Annotated in this window: 23 protein-coding genes and 1 pseudogene; 6 read left to right on the top strand and 18 right to left on the bottom strand. The window is 44.2% G+C overall.

Annotated elements, in window-relative coordinates; all coding sequences use genetic code 11:
• Window positions 1-7: 7 nt before the first annotated feature.
• From pyrH to rplK, 4 genes are all read right to left on the bottom strand, one after another.
• The gene (gene pyrH / locus RYK49_RS04890; protein WP_002894857.1) at window positions 8-733 is read right to left on the bottom strand and encodes a UMP kinase; all 726 of its coding nucleotides are present in this window, start codon (window positions 731-733) and stop codon (window positions 8-10) included.
• Window positions 734-922: 189 nt separating this feature from the next.
• Window positions 923-2374: an amino acid permease gene (locus RYK49_RS04885; RefSeq protein ID WP_314830544.1), complete on the bottom strand. Its 1452-nt coding sequence runs from the start codon at window positions 2372-2374 to the stop codon at window positions 923-925.
• A gap of 130 nt (window positions 2375-2504) precedes the next feature.
• Entirely contained in the window at window positions 2505-3194 is a 690-nt protein-coding gene (gene rplA / locus RYK49_RS04880; protein ID WP_002894855.1) for a 50S ribosomal protein L1, read from the bottom strand.
• A 97-nt stretch (window positions 3195-3291) separates the two neighbouring features.
• Window positions 3292-3717 (bottom strand): 50S ribosomal protein L11, encoded by a 426-nt coding sequence (gene rplK / locus RYK49_RS04875; RefSeq protein WP_001085809.1) that lies wholly within the window; start codon window positions 3715-3717, stop codon window positions 3292-3294.
• A gap of 151 nt (window positions 3718-3868) precedes the next feature.
• On the opposite strand from rplK, the gene RYK49_RS04870 reads away from it, so the two are divergent.
• Window positions 3869-4216, top strand: a complete 348-nt coding sequence (locus RYK49_RS04870; protein ID WP_125352922.1) for a DUF3397 domain-containing protein — start codon at window positions 3869-3871, stop codon at window positions 4214-4216.
• Between the two features lie 110 nt (window positions 4217-4326).
• On the opposite strand, the gene RYK49_RS04865 is transcribed toward RYK49_RS04870, so the two are convergent.
• The 3 genes from RYK49_RS04865 to RYK49_RS04855 all read right to left on the bottom strand — a co-directional run bounded on the left by RYK49_RS04865 (window position 4327) and on the right by RYK49_RS04855 (window position 7440).
• Window positions 4327-4713, bottom strand: coding sequence for a VOC family protein (locus tag RYK49_RS04865; protein WP_314830592.1), 387 nt, complete (start codon window positions 4711-4713; stop codon window positions 4327-4329).
• 107 nt (window positions 4714-4820) lie between these two features.
• Window positions 4821-7127 carry a DNA translocase FtsK gene (locus tag RYK49_RS04860; RefSeq protein ID WP_314830545.1) on the bottom strand — a complete coding sequence of 769 codons (2307 nt, stop codon included), beginning with the start codon at window positions 7125-7127 and terminating at the stop codon, window positions 4821-4823.
• Between the two features lie 130 nt (window positions 7128-7257).
• Window positions 7258-7440, bottom strand: coding sequence for a PspC domain-containing protein (locus RYK49_RS04855; protein WP_002897145.1), 183 nt, complete (start codon window positions 7438-7440; stop codon window positions 7258-7260).
• Between the two features lie 222 nt (window positions 7441-7662).
• Between RYK49_RS04855 and RYK49_RS04850 the strand changes: the two genes are divergently transcribed.
• Genes RYK49_RS04850 through RYK49_RS04840 form a run of 3 tightly spaced genes read left to right on the top strand, consistent with a single transcriptional unit; the run spans window position 7663 to window position 9227 of the window.
• Complete coding sequence (locus RYK49_RS04850; protein ID WP_314830546.1) at window positions 7663-8082, top strand: NUDIX domain-containing protein; 420 nt, start codon at window positions 7663-7665, stop codon at window positions 8080-8082.
• A gap of 54 nt (window positions 8083-8136) precedes the next feature.
• On the top strand, window positions 8137-8955 hold the full coding sequence (locus RYK49_RS04845; RefSeq protein ID WP_314830547.1) for a peptidylprolyl isomerase: 819 nt from the start codon (window positions 8137-8139) through the stop codon (window positions 8953-8955).
• Window positions 8956-8990: 35 nt separating this feature from the next.
• The gene (locus RYK49_RS04840; protein WP_314830548.1) at window positions 8991-9227 is read left to right on the top strand and encodes a zinc-ribbon domain-containing protein; all 237 of its coding nucleotides are present in this window, start codon (window positions 8991-8993) and stop codon (window positions 9225-9227) included.
• A gap of 53 nt (window positions 9228-9280) precedes the next feature.
• On the opposite strand, the gene RYK49_RS04835 is transcribed toward RYK49_RS04840, so the two are convergent.
• The 10 genes from RYK49_RS04835 to RYK49_RS04790 form a co-directional block, all read right to left on the bottom strand.
• Window positions 9281-10822, bottom strand: a complete 1542-nt coding sequence (locus tag RYK49_RS04835) for an ABC-F family ATP-binding cassette domain-containing protein (protein ID WP_314830549.1) — start codon at window positions 10820-10822, stop codon at window positions 9281-9283.
• A gap of 111 nt (window positions 10823-10933) precedes the next feature.
• On the bottom strand, window positions 10934-11242 hold the full coding sequence (locus RYK49_RS04830; protein WP_314830550.1) for a DUF898 family protein: 309 nt from the start codon (window positions 11240-11242) through the stop codon (window positions 10934-10936).
• A gap of 12 nt (window positions 11243-11254) precedes the next feature.
• Window positions 11255-11947: a 5'-methylthioadenosine/adenosylhomocysteine nucleosidase gene (locus RYK49_RS04825; protein ID WP_314830551.1), complete on the bottom strand. Its 693-nt coding sequence runs from the start codon at window positions 11945-11947 to the stop codon at window positions 11255-11257.
• Window positions 11948-12023: 76 nt separating this feature from the next.
• Window positions 12024-12446: a cell wall synthase accessory phosphoprotein MacP gene (gene macP / locus RYK49_RS04820; RefSeq protein ID WP_002905026.1), complete on the bottom strand. Its 423-nt coding sequence runs from the start codon at window positions 12444-12446 to the stop codon at window positions 12024-12026.
• Between the two features lie 12 nt (window positions 12447-12458).
• A complete protein-coding gene (locus RYK49_RS04815) occupies window positions 12459-13010 on the bottom strand; it encodes an NUDIX hydrolase (protein WP_314830552.1) in 552 nt (183 codons plus the stop codon).
• 8 nt (window positions 13011-13018) lie between these two features.
• Window positions 13019-14398, bottom strand: coding sequence for a bifunctional UDP-N-acetylglucosamine diphosphorylase/glucosamine-1-phosphate N-acetyltransferase GlmU (glmU, locus tag RYK49_RS04810; protein ID WP_314865043.1), 1380 nt, complete (start codon window positions 14396-14398; stop codon window positions 13019-13021).
• Window positions 14399-14525: 127 nt separating this feature from the next.
• Entirely contained in the window at window positions 14526-15320 is a 795-nt protein-coding gene (locus tag RYK49_RS04805; RefSeq protein ID WP_314865041.1) for a hypothetical protein, read from the bottom strand.
• A gap of 198 nt (window positions 15321-15518) precedes the next feature.
• Complete coding sequence (locus RYK49_RS04800) at window positions 15519-16145, bottom strand: PadR family transcriptional regulator (protein WP_314830555.1); 627 nt, start codon at window positions 16143-16145, stop codon at window positions 15519-15521.
• A gap of 94 nt (window positions 16146-16239) precedes the next feature.
• Complete coding sequence (locus RYK49_RS04795) at window positions 16240-16689, bottom strand: ASCH domain-containing protein (RefSeq protein ID WP_314830556.1); 450 nt, start codon at window positions 16687-16689, stop codon at window positions 16240-16242.
• Between the two features lie 49 nt (window positions 16690-16738).
• Window positions 16739-16888: a hypothetical protein gene (locus tag RYK49_RS04790; protein ID WP_173361594.1), complete on the bottom strand. Its 150-nt coding sequence runs from the start codon at window positions 16886-16888 to the stop codon at window positions 16739-16741.
• Between the two features lie 26 nt (window positions 16889-16914).
• Between RYK49_RS04790 and RYK49_RS04785 the strand changes: the two are divergent.
• Together RYK49_RS04785 and RYK49_RS04780 are read left to right on the top strand one after the other, a co-directional pair.
• Window positions 16915-17178, top strand: a pseudogene (locus RYK49_RS04785) (transposase); the annotation flags it as partial.
• Window positions 17179-17364: 186 nt separating this feature from the next.
• Window positions 17365-18054, top strand: a complete 690-nt coding sequence (locus tag RYK49_RS04780) for a DUF6796 family protein (protein WP_032909682.1) — start codon at window positions 17365-17367, stop codon at window positions 18052-18054.
• A gap of 81 nt (window positions 18055-18135) precedes the next feature.
• Here the strand turns inward: RYK49_RS04780 and RYK49_RS04775 are convergent, their stop codons facing one another.
• Complete coding sequence (locus tag RYK49_RS04775; protein WP_314830557.1) at window positions 18136-18894, bottom strand: GNAT family N-acetyltransferase; 759 nt, start codon at window positions 18892-18894, stop codon at window positions 18136-18138.

Raw genomic sequence — 18894 nt, 5'->3', positions numbered from 1 at the left:
TCCGTTCTTATAAATTATTTGATACTGTTGTTCCGATTTGCTCACCGATAACAACGCGTTTGATATTGCCCGGCTCATTCATATTAAAGACAACCAAGTCAATGTCATTGTCCATAGACAGGGTCGAAGCCGTTGAGTCCATGATCCGCAGTCCCTTGCTGATGACATCCCGGTGAGTCAGCTCATCAAACTTAACGGCGGTCTTGTCTTTCTTAGGATCGGCATTATATACACCGTCCACGCCATTTTTAGCCATGAGAATCGCATCTGCTTCAATCTCTGCTGAGCGCAAGGCAGCGGTTGTATCGGTTGAAAAATAAGGAGAACCAATACCTGCACCGAAAATGACGATACGGCCTTTTTCCAGATGACGAAGGGCTCGACCTCGGATGTAAGGCTCAGCTACTTGCTGCATAGCAATCGCTGTCTGCACGCGCGTGTCAACACCTACCTGCTGCAGCGAATCCGCCATGACTAGCGCATTCATGACAGTGCCCAACATACCAGTATAGTCGGCCTGCACGCGGTCCATGCCCGCTTCTGCTGCCGGCTCACCCCGCCAAAGGTTTCCGCCTCCGATAACTAGAGCAATCTGAACTCCCAAATCGTGAACTTCTTTGATTTCTTCCGCCATCTTCTGAACGGTTTGAATATCAATACCAACGCCTTTTTCACCAGCAAGAGCTTCACCTGACAACTTAATCAAAATACGCTTATACTTAGGTTCTACCATTTTTTTACTCCTTATTTTATCTGTACTATTTTACCACATTTTGTGATTTTTATATAGTTAAATCACTGAAATTTTTCTTTTTTCCTTTTAGTAAAATAGCAGAGCAGACAAGCTCATTTCACAGAAAACCAGCCCCATCATCAGATAGGACTGGGAATGAATATTTCAATCATCTTTTACAAGGTCTACTCACTGCTTGAGCGACTGTTTCTTTTCCCGCTTAGCTAAGAGCGGCAGGATGACACCCAGACTGATCAACACGATTGGCGTCAAAACGTTTGTTAAGAGAGAGAATTGCCAGCCAGCTGGGTCTTTGGCAAAGTCTACTTTCGGAACCATCCCTAAGATGCAGGCAAAGGCTGTAAAGAGGAAGCACCAAGCTCCGATGGCAAAGCCAACTTTTGGATTTTTAGTAAACTTGTACTCGGCATCCTTGTACTTCTTCCAGGCCTTGTTCAACATCATGTAGGCAAGGAAAACCCAAAGATACCGCATTGGCATAACGATGGAGTTTAGATTGGTCATCCATTTGACCAGACCGTCAATTTCTTTGATTCCAAAGATAGGCAGAATAATCAAGAAGCTAACCAAAATCCCCGTCAGGATGTAACCGTTAATGAGGACTCCTTTTGATGTCCGCTTGCGCAGCCAGCTTGGGACAAACTCTTCATCAGCATTATTGAGCATGATTTGCAGAGGCGCGTCAATAGAGAAAGCCAGTGCTGCAATCTGTCCAACCATATTGGTCAGGGCATAGATGACAACTAGTACATTGCCCACTCCCCAATAGTTGCCCAGCATTTGGAAGGCTTGATAAGCACCGTTTCGCATCAGGTCCTCAGGGATATTGCTGCCGTCAAAAAGCATGCCCATAGCAATAGAGCCTAGGATAGCAGATGCACCAACCATGACAGCCATGACAATCATCCCCTTTGGAAATTCCTTGGCTGGATTGCGTGTTTGATTAACGTAAGGCGAGATTTTTTCAGCTCCACCGACCGCAAAGACCAAGAGAGAGATGGTCGTGAAATAAGAAAAATCAAAGTTGGGAATATAGGTGCTAAGCTCATCCATATTGGCCGTCGCAAACTGCATGTCAGGTTTGATAAAAGGTGCCCCGACCGCTAAGAGGACGAAGAGGAAAGACATGATGAGCATGGCACTTCCTGCCAAGCCTCCAATCACCTTGAGCGTGGACAGCCCCTTGGTAGACAAGTAGAGAAAGGCACCAAAAATCAGCAAACTAAGAATAACAATCCAATGAATATCAAGACTGCTCAAAAAGTCGCCATTCCCCTGAATGGCCCAGCCCAGCGGAATCAAAACTCCCTGCGGCTTCTGAGCCAGATAAGGAATATGCACCACCCAGTAAGTCCAGGCCGCAAAATAAGCCAGACGCTTGGTAGAGGTCTTCTCCACCCAGTCGCTGACACCGCCTCCGCTCTCCTTGAAAGTCGATCCAAGCTGCCCCACGATGAGGGCATAGGGAATAAAGTAAATGGCAAGGATAAGAATCCAAGAAACAATTACCGAAATGCCCTGCTGGGAGTAGTTATTAACCACATTGCCCAGACCCCAGACCATATTAAAAGCAATCAGAGATACCATCAGCCAGGTTAGCTGGTTCTGATCTTTTTTCATGACACCGTCTCCTTTTGTTATAAAATAAATTGATTCGATATTATTATAACATGTTTCTTTGGGATTGTAACCGCTATCATCATTTTTATTTCAAAAAAAGAACCACCCGCAGGCAGTTCTATTCAAATTCTTAAAGTGAGTTTACGTCCACCTTGATACCAACACCTTGTGTAGTAGTGATAGTCAGGTTAGTTACGTAAGTACCTTTAGCAGTAGCTGGTTTCGCTTTTTGGATTGTGTCGTTGAAAGCTTTGAAGTTTTCAACCAACTTGTCAGCTTCAAATGAAACTTTACCAATGATAGCTTGTACGTTACCTGCACGGTCTGCACGGTAAGTAATCTTACCACCTTTAGACTCTTCAACTGCTTTGGCAACGTCCATTGTTACAGTACCTGTCTTAGGGTTTGGCATCAAGTTACGAGGTCCAAGGACACGTCCAAGGCGACCTACAAGTGCCATCATGTCAGGTGTAGCGATTACTACGTCAAAGTCCAACCAACCGTCGTTGATTTTTGCAACTAGGTCATCTTCACCAACGAAGTCTGCACCAGCAGCTTTCGCTTCTTCTGCTTTAGCACCACGTGCGAAAACAAGAACGCGTGAAGTTTTACCAGTTCCGTTTGGCAATACCATTGCGCCACGGATTTGTTGGTCAGCTTTTTTAACGTCGATGTTCAAGTTGTAAGCAACTTCTACAGTTGCGTCAAATTTTGCAAAGTTAGTTTCTTTTGCAAGTGCTACAGCTTCTTCTACGCTGTATGCTTTTGTGCTGTCGATTTTCTCAAGAGCAGCACGAAGTTGTTTGCTTTTTTTAGCCATTTTCTATTCTCCTTGTAAGTGGTTCAATCGATTTTCATCTCCCACGTCACTTCTCGAAATGATGAAGTCTTGCGGGTTTTATTGGGGGTGTTATTGATTAGTCAACAACAGTGAATCCCATAGAACGAGCAGTACCTTCGATCATACGCATTGCAGACTCAACGTTTGCTGCGTTCAAATCTGGCATCTTAGTTTCTGCAATTTCTTGTACTTGTGCACGAGTAACTGTAGCAACTTTAGTTTTGTTAGGTGTACCTGATCCTTTTTCAACACCTGCAGCTTTTTTCAAAAGAACAGCAGCTGGTGGTGTTTTTGTAACGAAAGTAAATGATTTATCTTCGTATACTGAGATAACAACTGGAATGATCATACCAGCTTGGTCAGCTGTACGAGCGTTGAACTCTTTTGTGAATCCCATGATGTTGATACCAGCTTGACCAAGAGCAGGTCCAACCGGTGGAGCTGGTGTAGCTTTACCAGCAGGGATTTGCAATTTTACAAGTTTTTCGACTTTTTTAGCCATTTTTAAATCCTCCTTTGTGGTTTTGGCGGTAAATAAAGATTTTTACCTCCCACAAGTATGCTTTTCGCATACCTTTCTATTATACACTAAACTTTGTTAAATGCAAGGAATTTTATCTTCTTTTTTGAATTTTTTGTGGTAAAATAATCTTATGACACTATTAAAGATTGCTTCGATTTTATTTATCTTTTTAACTTTGATTTTAACCACTATTACTGTGCGAGTTTTTCAATTAAGAAAATACGGTTTAAACTTTGCGGACTTGGCTTTTCCGCTTTTTGTTGTGGAATTTTATATCATTTCAGACAAGGCCTACTATCATAGCTTACTACCCCAGCTGACCCTAGCTCTCTCAGTTCTCGCTATCGCCATCACCATCTATTTTCTCAAGAAAAAACGAAGCTTCTACTATCCTAAGTTCTTTAAGTTCTTCTGGCGGGCTGGTTTTCTTTTGACCTTCTTCATGTATCTAGGCATGGTCATCGGACTCTTTTTGTAACAATGTAAAACAAAATCCATCGGTTATTAGATAGCCGATGGGTTTTTCATATGCGGGACTTACAAGTCGTTCTTTTACCGAGAAAGAAGGACCTCCTGATTTTCCTAGTTTTATTCGTGAATCTCCAGAGGCTGACCATCCGGATCAAAGAAGAAAGCCATCTTACGACCGTCGAAGTCGTCATAGCGTAGCTCGGTATGGGGAATCTCCAAACGGTCAAACTCCGCTAGCATTTCTTCGACATTTGTCACTCGAAAGGCCAGATGCCGCAGACCCGTATGCTCTGGAGCAGGCAAGGCTGGCCGCTTGGGAGCTTCTTCCTTGATAAAAATTTCCAGAGTCAGATTTCCCTTGCGGACATTAAATTGAATATCATGCTTGTCCGGCCGGTGGTGCTCATCTAGCTGCTCAAAGCCCAGCTTGTCCACATAAAACTCCCTGGTCTTGGCATAATCATGGCCAATAATTGCGATGTGGTGAATAGTGTCCAGTTTCATACCTTCTTTCCTTTCAGTTGAGTGAGTAGAGAAAATCTGCCGGCTGACTGCTGGCAGATTTGTTTTTATCAAATGATTATCTTGCTGGCAGACTAGTGAAATTAGAATCAATTAGTCTGCAAAACTTTTCTTGGCTTTGTTCCTTCGGCTGGTCCGATAACGCCAGCCGCTTCGAGTTCTTCCATAAGACGAGTGGCCCGATTAAAGCCGACCGAGAGTCGCCGCTGAATCATAGATGCGCTGGCTTTCTGAGTCTCGATAACCAAGGCCTTAGCTTCCTCAAAGAGCGGATCACCCTCATCGTCACCTCCACCAGTATCCAAATCACTTTCAGATACTTCACCAGGATCAAAGCTATCGTCATAATCAGCTTCAGCTTGATTCTTAACAAAGGCTACGATTCGCTCCACGTCTTCATCCGAGATAAAGGAGCCCTGCAAACGAACCGGATGATTTTCATCAATAGGCTTAAAGAGCATGTCTCCTCGACCCAAGAGCTTTTCTGCTCCATTTTCATCCAGAATGGTCCGGCTGTCTGTCCCGCTGGACACAGCAAAGGCAATCCGAGACGGAACATTGGCCTTAATCAGCCCCGAGATTACATCTACAGATGGTCGCTGGGTAGCCAGAATCATGTGAATCCCAGCCGCACGCGCTTTTTGTCCCAGACGGATAATGGCGTCTTCCACTTCCTTGCTGGCCACCATCATAAGGTCAGCCAGCTCGTCCACGATGACGACGATTAAAGGCAGGGGAACCTGCTTGTACTCTGATTGAGCATTGTACTCGGCTACTTTAGCATTGTAGCCGGCAATGTTACGGGCACCGACCTTGGAGAAGAGTTCATAGCGGTTTTCCATCTCGTCTACAACCTTCTGCAGGGCGCGGCTAGCCTTACGTGGATTGGTCACGACTGGGATGAGCAAATGAGGAATGTCGTTATAAACAGACAGCTCCACCATCTTAGGATCCACCATCATAAACTTGACTTCATCCGGTCTGGCCTTCATGAGAATGCTGGCAATAATACCGTTGACAGCCACAGATTTTCCAGAGCCAGTAGAGCCCGCTACCAAGAGATGGGGCATCTTAGCCAAGTCAAAGGAACGGACAGAGCCGTTGACAGCCTTACCAAGTGGGATTTCTAGGAGCTTGCTGGCATCCGTCTTCGACTGTTCCCAAAGTTCTCGGAAAGTCACGGTCGCAACTTCAGAATTGGGCACTTCAATCCCGACTAGGGATTTTCCAGGAATTGGTGCCTCAATCCGTACATCCTTAGCAGCTAGGGCCAGAGCCAAGTCATCAGCCAGATTGGAAATCCGATTGACCCGAACACCGACAGCTGGCTTGACCTCGTACTTAGTGACGGAAGGTCCGATTTCAGCCCGCTCAACAGCAGCCTTGATGCCAAAACTAGCAAAGGTTTCTTCCAAAATCTTAATATTGTCTCGGACAATGCGTTTTTCTTTAGACTGGTTTTTAGGCTTGTCAGGCGCAAAGAGGTTGATGGTCGGCAGCTTATAGTCCAGACTTTCCTTGGCGGTGAAGTCCACTTCTACCTCTACGTCTGCTTCCGCTTCCTCCGTCTCTTCTTCGCGACCAAAGTCCAGAGGTTCATGAGGGTCATACTCTCCCAGTTCCTCATAGTCTGCTTCGTCAAAGTCCACAGCTGTATCTGACAAGTCCTCGTCATCTAAAATCTCTCCTGTCTCAGGATCGACTTCAGCTTCTTCTTGCTCTACTTCAATGGCTTGCATAGCTGCCTGTGCAGCTTTTTCTTCCTGCTCCAGGAAACGGAGCTGACGCTTTTCTTCCTGCTTCTCTCTCCAATTTTGAAAGGCTGCCATAGCCTTTTCTGAAATATCATAGATAGACCAAGGGCTCATAAGCAGACCGCCCAAAAGAATAAGCAGCAGGCCGAAGAAATAAGAACCGATATTTGAAAAAAGGAAAGAGATTGGTGCGTACAGGAGAGAGCCCAGCAGGCCGCCACCCGCGAAGGAGCTGACCTTAAAGGCTGTCAGATCAGTCAAGACCCTGCCTAGAGTTGTGGATAAGACAGCAGCCCCTTCTAGCTTCAACACACTGACAAAATAAGCTTGGAAAATTAACTCCAGTCCCAAAAAGAGGCTGATAAATCCTGAAACCGTCCCTTCGTGCTTGTGCAGCCACTTGAAAAAAAAGAGATAGCCAAAGCTGGCCAGAATAGCCAGATAGGCCAAACTTCCCACCATTAGGCGAATCATATTATAAATGGTTACCCCAAAGGCGCCCAGCTTAATTGCTGCAAACAAAAGAATAAGAGCAAATACAAAGGTGGCAATCATTCTCTTTATTGCTTTTTGTCTTTCTAATTCTGCTTTTGTCGGCCGACGAGTTGTCCGGCCTTTTTTCGTGTTTTTCTTAGTTGCCATAGCCCCTATTATACCATATTTGAGCCATAGATGAGAAATCTTTTATCTAAAGCAAAAGCAAAAAAACTTATTTATCCACGCAAAAAGAACTGGGCTAACCAGTTCTCATTTCACTATCACAAAATTCTTATTAAGCCTCTGGCATAACAGCCCAGGCAATCAAGTAAGCCAAGACACCTGTACCTGCTGCACAGCAAAAAACAATACAAAGAATACGGACCAAGGTTGGATCCAAATCAAAGTAGTTTGCGATACCAGCACATACACCAGCGATTTTCTTGTTGTTGACATCTCTTGTCAGTCTTTTCTCCATGGAAAACACTCCTTATTATTTTTACACTGTTTATTTTATCATAACATTTCTCTATGCACAAGTTCGCCTGCTATTAAACTCTCTCTTCAGATAAAAATTAATTAGATCAAGATGAATTTGTTCACTCTACCATACTTTTAACAAGTCCCAGCAAAACTCTTGTTCTTGTGTTAGAATAGAGGGAATTCTAATTAACAGTAAAAACATTTCAGGAGTAAGATAATGCGAGCCGGAGTCATTCTTTTCAATCCCCAAACCAAGCAAATACTGCTCATCCACCGCTGGAAAAATGGAGAAGAGTATTTTGTGATACCGGGCGGCGGAGCCGAGTCAGGTGAGACTGCAGTCAAAGCAGCTCAGCGAGAAATTCAGGAAGAGCTAGGTTGGAGCTTGTCTGAAAAGCAACTGCAGCCAGCCTTTACTTTCAGAAATGGCCAACGCTTAGAAATCTATTTTCGTGCCACTATCAGCCATACATCAGCCCCAATGATTCAGGGCGAGGAAGCCCTTCGCAGTCATGCACAGAATCTCTATCAACCTGAATGGCTAGATATAAAAGCAATTCGCAACCTAAACTTACAGCCAGCAGGACTTAAAAATCTGCTCCTGGATTGTCTGACACAGGAGGGTTTGAAAAACTAGCTTAATTGTAGTAAAATATCAGTAGTTTACAATCTAATGCGAGAAAGGTCTTATATGAAAAAAATTCTTCTTATTAGCCTCTTATCAGGACTTGTCTTGGCTGGCTGCTCTGGTAAAGGTAAGAAAGAGGAGACTACTAGCTCCTCCAACTCATCCAGCAGTTCTTCGCTAGTGAGCTCTAGCTCTGACCCAGAGGAAACCAGCAAACTCCGTGAGCAATTCAAGGATGCCATGACCAACGAAAATGCCAATTTTCCGCAGCTATCTACAGAAGTTGCTGAAGATGAAGCGGAAGTCAAGTTGATAACGACTGAAGGCGATATCCGCATCAAGCTCTTTCCAAAACAAGCCCCACTAGCCGTTGAAAACTTCTTGACCCATGCTAAGGAAGGCTACTATGACGGCGTTTTATTCCACCGCGTTATCAATGAATTTATGATTCAGACCGGAGATCCTAAAGGCAACGGCACTGGAGGCGAGTCTATCTGGAAGGGAAAAGACAAGTCTAAAGACTCTGGAAATGGCTTTAAAAATGAATACTCACCTTACCTTTACAACCTTCGAGGCGCCCTATCCATGGCCAATGCAGGCCCTGACACCAATGGCAGTCAGTTCTTTATCAACCAAAGCAAGAAAGATTTGACTAGCCAAATGTCTACAGATTCTTTCCCAGCCAAAATCATCGAAGCCTATAAAAACGGTGGAAATCCTACTTTAGATGGCGGTGCTTATACCGTATTTGGCCAAGTGCTGGAAGGGATGGATGTGGTGGACAAAATCGCTGCCGCAGAAACAGACGATAATGACAAGCCTAAAAAAGATATCAAGATTGAAAAAATCGAGATTATCAAGGACTATGACTTCAGCAAATAAGCTTGCTGCCCAACCAATAAAGGAGAGAAATCAATATGATTATCTGGGGATATAGAGGATATCAGAAAAACGTAGGACAGACCCAAAGCAATATCGAGTGTGCCAACTGCCACAACGTCGCACCTTGGGACATTATTGAAACCGGCCGAAAGTTTACACTCTATTGGATTCCTACCTTTCCTTACGGTAGAAAACATTACCTCACCTGCCCTGTCTGCCAGCACGGCAAACAGATTGAAAAGCAGGAAATCGAGCAGTTTTTGAATTATTAGTAACAGAAAGAGACGATTCTTAATGAATCATCTCTTTTCTTTTTTAAATTTTGTCAAGTCAACTGGTTAAAATCCCAGATTTGATCCATCCAGCCTTTATAGAAATCAGGCTCGTGGCAGACCATGAGAATACTGCCCTTGTATTCTTTCAGCGCCCGTTTGAGTTCCTCCTTGGCATCGACATCCAGGTGGTTGGTCGGCTCGTCCAGCACCAGAACATTATTTTCTCGGTTCATGAGGAGGCAAAGGCGGACCTTGGCCTGCTCTCCACCTGAAAGGACTTGAATCTGGCTCTCGATATGTTTGGAAGTCAGGCCACATCTGGCCAGAGCTGCTCGGACTTCTGCTTGGTTAAGAGCCGGAAAGGCGTTCCAGACTGCTTCCAGCGGTGTCTGACGATTGCCGCCTTCGACTTCCTGCTCGAAATAACCCAGCTCCAGATAGTCCCCGCGCTCGACTTGACCTGCGATAGGCGGGATAATCCCTAGCAAGCTCTTGAGCAGGGTTGTTTTCCCAATCCCATTTGCCCCGATGATAGCCACCTTCTGATTGCGCTCAAAGGTCAGGTTAAGGGGCTGGGTTAGCGGACGGTCGTAACCAATCTGCAAATTCTCAGCCTGAAAGATAAAGCGACCAGGTGTGCGGGCAGGCTTGAAGTCAAAGGTAGGCTTTGGCTTCTCACTTTGTAGCTCAATAATATCCATCTTATCCAGCTTTTTCTGGCGGGACATGGCCATATTACGAGTTGCCACACGGGCTTTATTACGAGCTACAAAGTCTTTGAGGTCCGCAATTTCTTTCTGCTGGCGCTCATAGGCTGCTTCCAGCTGAGATTTTTTCATCTCATAGACTTCCTGGAACTGATAGTAGTCGCCAGAATAACGAGTCAAGTGCTGATTTTCCACATGGTAGACGATATTGATAACGTCATTCAGGAAAGGAATATCATGCGAGATTAGAACAAAAGCATTTTCATAATTCTGCAGATAGCGTTTGAGCCAGTCAATATGCTCCGCATCCAGATAGTTAGTCGGCTCGTCCAAGAGCAGAATATCCGGTTTTTCCAAAAGCAACTTAGCCAAGAGAACCTTAGTCCGCTGCCCACCAGATAGCTCCGTTACATCGCTTTCCATACCGTAGTCCATGACACCTAGAGCCCGTGCGACCTCGTCAATCTTGGCATCTAGAGTATAGAAATCTCGGCTCTCCAAGCGGTCCTGCAGCTCACCCACTTCTTCCATCAGGACATCAACGTCCGCTCCATCCTCAGCCATGCTCATATAGATTTCATTTATGCGGGCCTCTGTCTTGAAAAGCTCGTCAAAGGCCGTGCGCAAGACATCACGGACAGACTGACCTTGCTCCAGCACAGCATGCTGATCCAGATAGCCAGCCGTCACATACTTGGACCACTCAACCTTACCTTCGTCTGGCAGCATTTTACCCGTCACAATGCTCATAAAGGTTGACTTTCCCTCACCATTGGCACCGACTAGGCCGATATGCTCACCCTTGAGCAGGCGGAAGGATACATCCTCAAAAATAGCCCGGTCTCCAAAACCGTGGCTGAGATTTTTCACTTCTAAGATACTCATTTTTTCTCCTCTATCATTGATTGCAGTTCCTTGATTATACCATCAAAAGGGATTTTTTGGCAAGACTGAAGAAAAGGAAAAGCGAGCCACTTAGGTCTCGCTTGCTTGTTCTCAATTCGCATGATGCGTATGCTTGGTAATCCACTGGGTCATTTTGATTTTCAGCCAAAAGCCATAAATACCAAAAGTAACAATGGTCAGGAGCCACCACTTGATCCAATTTCCAAAAAGCTGCATAGCAGTACCGTCAAAGTAAAGACGGTGCCCGTCAATAACTGTATGTTTTATCTTCCAATTATACAGAATACACATGCCCCAAGGTGCACAAATCCCCAGTGTAAAAACGGTAATCAAGGTAGCCAAAATCACATGACCGATGTAAGAAAAGAGACCACCATCAAAATAAGACTCTTTGTACATACTATCTCCCCTTTAAACCAACTCTTTTAGAAATTGAATCAGGGTTTCTGCAGAGCGTTTACCAGCTTCAAGAATAAATTCATCAAAAGTGACATTGGCATCATGACTAGCTGTGTCGCTCATAGCGCGAATAACCATAAAGGGCAAGCCAATCGAATGTGTGGCTTGAGCAATAGCTGCGCCTTCCATCTCAACAGCCAGGACATCTGGAAAATGCTCCTTGATGCGGTCAATCTTGTCTTGACCAGCAACAAAACTATCACCTGTCGCAATCAACCCTACTCTGGCCTTCTGATGAGTCTTGTCTAAAATTTTCTTCATTTCAGATACCAGATAGCGACTCGCTTCAAAATAGAGTGGCTGCCGCGCCATCTGACCATAGTCATAGCCAAAGGCCGTTACGTCCACATCATGGTAGACCAGACGATCTGCGACCACCACATCGCCGATAGCTAGGCCTTCTGCCACTGCTCCAGCTGAGCCTGTGTTAATCACAGCTGTAACCTTAAAGTCATTGACCAAAACAGCCACACTCATAGCGGACATAACCTTGCCAATCCCGCTTTCGACCAACACCACTTCATGGTAGCCGATGGAGCCCGTATGATAGACATGGCCCAAACGTAGGTGCTTCTGCGGGTTTTCTAAATGCTCCAGCAGAATCTTCAACTCCTCGGGCATGGCTGCGATAATTCCAATTTTCATATAATACCTCAAATCATCTGATGAAAAAGAAGCTTAGACAGGCTAGGCTTCCTTTTAAGTGCAATAGAGCAGGTTTTTAAGGCCACCAAATAATAGCAGCAATCAAACCAATCAGCAGGATAACTACCCAAAGGAGAATCTTATTGAGTTTGGCTTGAAAGAGGCTCCGCTTTTGGTTTTCAATCCGACGGCTCTTAGTCACGGTCGGATCTACCTCAATGTGCAGAGTCTCATCCGTAAACTCCTCTTGGTTTTGAGCAGTCTGATAGCCAAAACGACTCTGATTCTGCTGAGACCGAGCTTCTTCATAACCAAAGCGGTTTTGAGGGCTCTGATAACCAAACTGAGTATCCTGTCGGCTAGACTGCTGTGAGCTAAAGGAGCTTCTGCCAGTTGAAAGAATCTTGGTTTCCTCGTCATCCATGAGAGGCGGCCCCGAAATATCCTCACCGCGGTTGGCCCGCTCAATGATTTCATCTGTTAATAAAGCTTTTCCCATTGATCTACGTTCCTATTTATTCAGATTTTTTTGTTGCCAGTACTGAAGGGCCATGATGGTCTTGGCATCACAGATATCACCGTTTTTCAGCAACTGATGTGCCTCCTCCAGACTGACTTCAAAAAGTTCCAATGTTTCATCCTCGTCTTGGGGACGAGGGTTTTCGACCTTTTTCAAATGGCTGGCGCTGTAGAGCTTGATTTTCTCATTGCAAAAACCGATGGCAGAGTAGAAATCATAGACCAACTCCAGCTGTCCTGTGTAGCCGGTCTCTTCTTCTAATTCTCGGAGGGCAGCCGCTTGGGGATTTGCATTCTCTCCTAGCTCAAGCTTGCCAGCTGGAATCTCGTAAGAAGTCGCTTCAATCGCCTTGCGGTACTGCTTGACTAAAATCATCTTGTTCTCCGGAGTGATAGCAATCACAGCCACCGCCCCATTATGAAAAATCAAATCCCGTTGGGCTTGACCCTTACCTCCTGGCAGCTCTACCTGGTCCTGAACCACTTTAAAAATCGGTCCCTGATAAATTTCCGTACGTTGGACGGTTTTTTCTTCAAATTCCATGACTGAACCTACTTATTTTGAGGATGATGAGGAAGTCGCTTAGCGTAATCTTCCTTGTTAATCTGACGGCCACGTCCCAGAGCAATAGCATCTGCTGGTACATCTTTCGTAATAGTAGAACCCGCACCGACTAGTGAATTGTCACCCAGTTCAACTGGAGCAATAATAGTCGAGTTAGAACCAACAAAGACATTGTCGCCAATGATAGTCTTGTACTTCTTCTGACCATCGTAATTAACCGTAATCGTGCCTGCACCAAAGTTGACATTGGCTCCCACCTCAGAGTTGCCAATGTAGGTCAAATGACCAGCCTTGGTATTTTCTCCGATTGACGATCCTTTAACTTCAACAAAGTTGCCGACATGGACATCCTTAGCCAGAATAGAACCTGGACGAATGTGAGCGTAAGGTCCGACCGTCACTCCATCCGCAACACTTGACTCCTCAATCATGGAGTTGGTGATAACGGTCCGCTCTCCAATGACAGAGTCCACGATATAAGTACCATTAGTCAAAATAGTCTCTGCCCCAATCTTGGTCTGACCTTTCAGGGTCACATTTGCTTCGACTTGGACTTCAGGCGCAATTTCCACATCCACATCAATATAGGTCGCATGAGGATTGACAAAGCTGACACCATTGACCATATGCTGCTGGTTAATTCGGCGGCGCATAACACTCTCAGCTGTAGCCAGAGCCACGCGGTCATTAACACCCAGACTTTCATCAAAGTCTTTCAGCGTATAAGCGCCGACTTTTTCACCGTTCTCGCGGAAAATACCAATCACATCTGTGATATAGTATTCGCCTTGAGCATTATTGGTATTGATATTTTTGAGGGCTTCAAAGAGGCGAGCATTGTCAAAGACGTAAGTTCCTGTATTGATTTCCTTGATTTGCCGCTCAAAATCAGAAGCATCCTTCTGCTCAACAATTTTCAAGACTTCGTCATGTTGATTGCGAACGATACGGCCGTAGCCGAAAGGATTGTCTGCTTCTGCTGTCAGGATAGTCGCAACGTTCTTGTGGTTGACATGAAAGTCAATCAGATTTTTCAGGCTTTCTCCTGTAATCAGGGGAGTATCGCCAGCAATGACCAGCGTCTGACCTGTCAGATTTTCCAAAACAGGCTCCGCCATCATAACGGCATGACCCGTTCCCAGCTGCTCGGTCTGACGGACAAAGTCTGTCTGACCTGCCAAGACTTGCTCGACTAGCTCTGCCTTGTGGCCAACAACTGTCACGGTCTTTTCTGGATTAATGGCATTGACACTGCGGAAAACATGTTCCAGCATGGAAATTCCTGCAACCTTATGCAGAACCTTTGGTAAATCTGACTTCATGCGAGTCCCTTTACCCGCAGCCAAAATAATCGCGTAATTTGTCATCAATTATCTCTTTTCTGTAGGATATCACCTTTATTATATCACTAAAAGGTAATTTTTAAAAATTTAAAATCAAGCCAACCCCATAAAAATCTGCAACAAAAAAACTTTTGCACAAAAAAATCAGCCTTTAAACAGCTGATTTTGCTTCTTTTTCTTTGATTTTCTTTGGAAGATGAACTTTAGCCTTGCCATAGTCCTTGAAAACAGCCCGCTGCTTGAAGTAAATCAATTCTTCATCTAAAGCTGTATCTTCGTCCAAATCCATAGTCATATCAATAGAGCGGATGGTCCGAGTCTTAGGGTCAACCACAAAGGCAACCTTACACTTCTCAATGTCGATGGTCGTATCATAATGCTCATCATTATAAGCATAGTAGAAGGCATCGATAAGGTCATAGGCCAAATCACCTTCTGCTGTCACCGAAAACTCATAGCCGCCTTCCACTTTTTTCTTAGTTAGTTCTGACTCATTATCTACCATGACCTGCAGCAAAGCCTTAAAGGAGGATATGCCCGAATAGCCATCAATATGTTTCCGGGAGTCGGTGTCATCAATGGTCTCAAATCCATCCTTTTCTTCCAAGTACATCCGATCTTCGCTGAAATAATGGGTCAGTTCTTGATCATCATAGGTTTCATAAAGCTTGGCTAAATAGGGTGACTCTGAAACGGTCAGCTGTTTAACGGTCTCAGCTTTTCTTTTTTTGTAGCCTTCCAGGTAAGTCGACTCAGACAGCCGATCCATATAGAAACTATCCTGATCGAATTTTTCAAAGGACGCATCCACTACAGCTGACAGCTTAAAGCGGGATTCAAGAGCTTCTGCGATTCCTCCAGGTTTAAAGTAGGTATAAAGAAAGGTTCCGCCAATCAGTACAAAGCAGACACAGCCGTAAATGATAAAAAAATGAACCTTCTTCAAAATCAATCCTCCTAGAAGCCTTCTGTCGTTTTATAGCTTTTATTATAAGCTTTTTTAGACCTATTTTCAATCTTTTTTCAGAAACAGTCTTTGAAAGACTGTAGCGGAAGAAATGCTAATTGGTTTTTCAAACTCTCAAAGTCATTGCCAAATGTATCTACAAGGGAAGTAGCCGGTGCTTTTTGAATACTTAGCATCTCAGCCCTCTTTCTCATTTTCAGCCAACTGCTGGCGAAGCTTGGTAAACCAGTCCAACTGAAAGCGAGCCGAATCAAGCCCAAATTCTAGCGTTTTCATTTCAAAATAGCCAATCTGGGAAATACTTTCAGCTAAATCACCTGCCTGACTGGTCTCTATCAGCTCTGTAGCCAGGTGGCTGTTCTGCTCTAGATAGGCTTTTACTTTTTCTTGTTCCTCCGTAAAACGAATCGCGTCTTTGACAGCTTCAAACTCTTGGACTTCAATTTCCAGCCCCTCAATGGTCAAATCCAGCATCTGAAGCTGCTCTTTCTTAGGAAGATAACCCATAAAGAGGAATTTCCCCAAGTCCATATTCTTGTTCTTGCTCATGTCAATAGGCGTTTTAAGCCACTCCAAAAACAAGATTCGTCCCGAAGCTGTAATGGCATATTCCTTTTTCATTTTTCCTTTTTCTACATACTCCGAATAAGTCACTGCTCCTTGCTGGGACAGTTTTTTTAAGGCTGCTTGTATACTGCCTAGACTGTCACTGCACATAGAGCTGAAATTTTGCCGCATTACCTGACGAATTTCATAAACTGTAAAATGCTTTATCATGAGTAAGCCTAAAATTAATTTGTCCATTTCTCCTCCAAATCACGATTTCTTTATATACCTAATAGTAATATTTTTACTTCGATTTATCAAGGGAAAACAAAAAGCCTATTCAAAAATAGACTTAAGCTTGATCCAGCGGATAGACCTTGCGAAATTCTTCTAGGACGACACCCGTTTCTTGGGAAAATTCCAAATCGGCTTCCACCAGACACTCCGTAAAAAATTCCTCATGGACTTGCTGCCAGTAGGCCAAGGATTTGTCTCCTTCTCCTTCCTTAAAAGCGTGTTCGGCTGAAATCTCATTAAAAGGCAGCACAGAGACTTTGGTGATTTCGATGATACAGACGGCTCTATTCCGGCTGTCTAGTATGATATCGAAAGTTCCTACTTGAGGTAGAGGCTCATTTTCAAACTTATAGAGCTCATAGACCGAATCCGTCGCTGTCTTTTCACCACGAAGCACCAAATCAGCCAGTTGGTCTGCTTGGACACCGAAGGCCCAGGCATCAATCTCGTCACCAATCGCCGGATTGATTTTCTTGTATGCCTGCCACATTTCTTTTGGGGTCATCATTTCTCCTGTCTTTCTAAAATGATAATTATTGTTTATAAACATCTTCCTACAAAACTGTATCTTTATCAAAATCCATAAAGTCATCATGATCATAATAGTAAAGCAGAGCCTGTAAACACTCTTGGTCAGTTGCTTCTGCTTTCTGCTCCATAACTGACAAGAGAACATCCGCAAAATCTTCACCGTAATAAATCAACTCCAGCTCCTGCTCCCTTACTTGTCTTTGGACTCATTGAAGATACCATTTCTTATGTAAATCCTATTTTTCAAACTGTTTTTAAGACCTTCTTGAAAAACAAGGATAAGATCCTGAACGCACTGGAACTGCCCTACTCAAACGCAAAATTAGAAGCTACTAACAACCTCATCAAAGTCATCAAGCGAAACGCTTTCGGTTTTCGGAACTTTGACAATTTTAAATCTAGAATCCTTATCGCTTTGAACATCAAAAAGGAGAGGACTGATTTAGTCCTCTCCAGATTATAACTTCTCATCAACCCACTACAGTTGACAAAGAGCCAAAAAATCAAACATTTCCCACACTTTCTGAAATCATTTCATCCCCTTACATAGAAAGCAGACACCATTTTATAGCCTCTAGGCATTTCGAGACTTGCTTCCGTAACAAACCTTTAGTAAAATGTTAGTAACACAAGTCTAAAGGAGGCGCTTATGACTCAAAAAACGATCCGTCGCTGGGCTCCCTGGTCTATTTTAGGAAGCTGGCTGATTTATGTTGCAGATATATTGATTGCTATCTCTGACGGTTTTGGAAAGGGATTTTGGCAGCACATGCCTGATTTAGCAGCTTGGAAAGTTGATTTTGCAGGCTATGCCTTACTTCTTTTCCCGCTTTTAGGAATGGGCGTCTATATCCTCTCTATCGGGCTGAGACAAAAATGGCTAGGAATAGTAGGAGCTTGGATTCTCATGACTGTCTGTGTTTTCCTCCACACCAGCTATTTCTATTTTGCCGCCACTTCGCGGCTGTATGCCCATAATCCCTCTGCCGATATTGCAAAATTACTAGAAAGCTTTTCAATAGTGAAAAATAACTTTCTGCTTATTTATTTCGTACTTATGGCTGTACTTCTCCTATTTATTGTTATCCTCGTTTTGAGTAAGAAAACGGCTTACCCGCGCTGGTTTGCCCTAACAACTCCCTTAACAGGAATTCTCCTTAGTCGGCTACTCAGCGCTATTGCACCAGCCCTTCGTGAAATGCTTTCTCCTATTCTCATTCCCGCCTTTTGGTTTGCTTTAATGATAACAATAGCCATGATTTTTGCCCTAAAGGACAAAAACTTTACCAACAAGGAAGCAAGTAGCTGTCCTGAAAATTCAGTTCTCCATTTTCCTTAGCATACAAACAGAAATCATCATCTAGCTCTTCCGATTTTACAGCCTCCATGATGTCTTTTAAGAAATAGGTTTGGTTTTTCTTCATTGGTCAAAAGTCCCTCTCCATTCATAAGCTGGATAAGCTCCTAGGCACTGATAGCCCAAGCTTTCTGCGACTTTTTTGGAGGCTTCATTGTGCGCATCCCATAGAGGAAAGAGTAAGCGTTTTCGAGCTTCTAAAATCATCTGGGCACCTAAAATTTTGGCCAAGCCCTGTCTTTGGTAGGCTGGCTTGGTGGCAATTTCAATCTCAAGAGCTCCATGATAGACCAATCCTGTCGATACGCCAGCTATGATTTCCTCTCCTGAATAGAGTAAAAAGCCAAAGCCACCCGCCGCTTGAAAATGGTCAAAATCGGAAAAATCACCCTGCAAATCCTGAGACCAGGCTTCCTCAGCCAAACGCTCATAACTCTCCTCATCAATCGGACAAAGGTGGTAGTTTACTGGTAGACTGCTCTGCCATTTCTCCAAAGCCTCTGTGTCAAAGGCAACCCTGTCCGCAAAAGCATAGCGAGTAAACTTGCCCAACTCACTCTGACTATCCAGAAACTCTTGCCAACTGCGCTCCTCGGAGATAATGACCTTGTCAGCTAAACTATATTTTTCGCTAAATTCCTGCCACAAATCGGGATCCACCTGACCAGCCGGAAAGATGAAATTTCCTAGTTGGTAAAGGCAGGATGTCTCAGGCGCATTCATGAAGAACTGCCCTAAGCCAGCATCCAAACCGTAAATTACCATATTTTTGGTCCAGGTTTGGAAAAGGTTCTTAGCTTTCTCATTGTTCGCATCCTTCAT

It is taken from the genome of uncultured Streptococcus sp. (genome assembly GCF_963525625.1).
Taxonomy (GTDB): Bacteria; Bacillota; Bacilli; order Lactobacillales; family Streptococcaceae; genus Streptococcus.
This window is presented reverse-complemented; position numbering and strand designations above follow the sequence as displayed.